The organism is Autumnicola edwardsiae, from assembly GCF_031846505.1.
In the GTDB taxonomy this organism is placed as follows: Bacteria; Bacteroidota; Bacteroidia; order Flavobacteriales; family Flavobacteriaceae; genus Autumnicola; species Autumnicola edwardsiae.
In genome coordinates this window covers 1-2,381 of sequence record NZ_JAVRHP010000198.1, presented here as the reverse complement: position 1 = coordinate 2,381, position 2,381 = coordinate 1, and the positions used below count along the sequence as shown (strand labels likewise).

1 tRNA gene and 1 rRNA gene are annotated in these 2,381 nt (G+C 45.7%); both read right to left on the bottom strand.

Features of this window, described 5'->3' with window-relative positions:
- Window positions 1-39 precede the first annotated feature (39 nt).
- Window positions 40-113 (bottom strand) — tRNA-Ile (locus tag RM529_RS16895).
- A gap of 186 nt (window positions 114-299) precedes the next feature.
- Window positions 300-1,819 (bottom strand): 16S ribosomal RNA (locus tag RM529_RS16890).
- Window positions 1,820-2,381: the final 562 nt, after the last annotated feature.

Sequence of the window (2,381 nt, the reverse complement as noted above, 5' to 3'; positions counted from 1 at the left end):
ACCTTCTTACTTCAAACCTCGTACTTCGTACTTTGTTTGTAGTCTCAGGCAGACTCGAACTGCCGACCTCTACATTATCAGTGTAGCGCTCTAACCAGCTGAGCTATGAGACTGTCCTAAAACAGTTTTAAGTTTAAAGTTTTAGGTTTAAAGTCTTTCAACTTCAAACTATCCACTCTTCACTCTTCACTATTTTATAATTAAATTGACAAGCAAAAAATCAAGACCAAAAGGACTTCCTTTTGAACTTCCCTTTAACAATTGCGCATGTCTTTTATAAGTAAAAGACTTTGCTCTAGAAAGGAGGTGTTCCAGCCGCACCTTCCGGTACGGCTACCTTGTTACGACTTAGCCCCAGTTACCAGTTTTACCCTAGGCCGCTCCTTGCGGTAACGGACTTCAGGTACCCCCAGCTTCCATGGCTTGACGGGCGGTGTGTACAAGGCCCGGGAACGTATTCACCGCATCATGGCTGATATGCGATTACTAGCGATTCCAGCTTCACGGAGTCGAGTTGCAGACTCCGATCCGAACTGTGATAGGGTTTATAGATTCGCTCCTACTCGCGTAGTGGCTGCTCTCTGTCCCTACCATTGTAGCACGTGTGTGGCCCAGGACGTAAGGGCCGTGATGATTTGACGTCATCCCCACCTTCCTCACGGTTTGCACCGGCAGTCTTGCTAGAGTTCCCGGCATTACCCGCTGGCAACTAACAAAAGGGGTTGCGCTCGTTATAGGACTTAACCTGACACCTCACGGCACGAGCTGACGACAACCATGCAGCACCTTGTAATCTGCCCGAAGGAAAGTCTGTTTCCAGACCTGTCAGACTACATTTAAGCCCTGGTAAGGTTCCTCGCGTATCATCGAATTAAACCACATGCTCCACCGCTTGTGCGGGCCCCCGTCAATTCCTTTGAGTTTCATTCTTGCGAACGTACTCCCCAGGTGGGTTACTTATCACTTTCGCTTAACCACCCAGCCCTCAATTAGGCCGGACAGCTAGTAACCATCGTTTACGGCGTAGACTACCAGGGTATCTAATCCTGTTCGCTACCTACGCTTTCGTCCATCAGCGTCAATCTATTATTAGTGATCTGCCTTCGCAATCGGTATTCTATGTAATATCTATGCATTTCACCGCTACACTACATATTCTAACCACTTCATAATAATTCAAGGTCTACAGTATCAATGGCAGTTCTACAGTTAAGCTGCAGACTTTCACCACTGACTTATAAACCCGCCTACGGACCCTTTAAACCCAATGATTCCGGATAACGCTTGGATCCTCCGTATTACCGCGGCTGCTGGCACGGAGTTAGCCGATCCTTATTCTTACGGTACCGTCAAACCCCTACACGTAGGGGTGGTTCTTCCCGTATAAAAGCAGTTTACAACCCATAGGGCAGTCTTCCTGCACGCGGCATGGCTGGATCAGGCTCTCGCCCATTGTCCAATATTCCTCACTGCTGCCTCCCGTAGGAGTCTGGTCCGTGTCTCAGTACCAGTGTGGGGGATCTCCCTCTCAGGACCCCTACCTATCGATGTCTTGGTATGCCGTTACCACACCAACTAACTAATAGGACGCATACTCATCGCTTACCGTAACCTTTAATTATCTAATGATGCCACTAAATAATACCATGAGGTATTAATCCACGTTTCCATGGGCTATCCCTCAGTAAGCGGTAGATTGTATACGCGTTACGCACCCGTGCGCCGGTCGTCAGCGTCCGAAGACCTGTTACCCCTCGACTTGCATGTGTTAAGCCTGCCGCTAGCGTTCATCCTGAGCCAGGATCAAACTCTTCATCGTTGTTTCTTATATATCTTAACAACTATTAAAAGTTTCTTCACTCTAACCCCGAAAGGTTAGAACAAAATAAAGCTCAAAAGATGACTCTTCTAGTCTTAATTCTTTGCTACTCATTTTACAGGATTACTCCCATAAAACTTCTTGTCAATTCAATATGTCAATGAACTTGCCCCCTCCGCCTTTGGCACCTCCCCCGAAGGGTGAGGATAACCTCGTGCTCAAAAGAGCTTCTCGTTGTTGAAATCCAGGGAGTCGAACCCTTATCTTTTGCCCCGTCTGGCAATCTCTTTTTCAGTACTTTTAATGAACTTTGCTTATTCTCAAAGCGGGTGCAAATATACAACTCTTTTTCTTTAACCTCCAAACTTTATTTTAAAGTTTTTTTGAAAAATTTTAAGCTGCTGCAGGCTTTACTTTTTATAAGAACTGCGCTTTTTCGTTTGCCTCAAAAGCGGCTGCAAATATACAACGCTTTTTTCTTTCCCGGCAAACTTTTTTGAAGAAAAATTTTATTCTTTTTCCTTCCTGTTTTCCTTACTCCAGTACCTACTCTCAATGAACT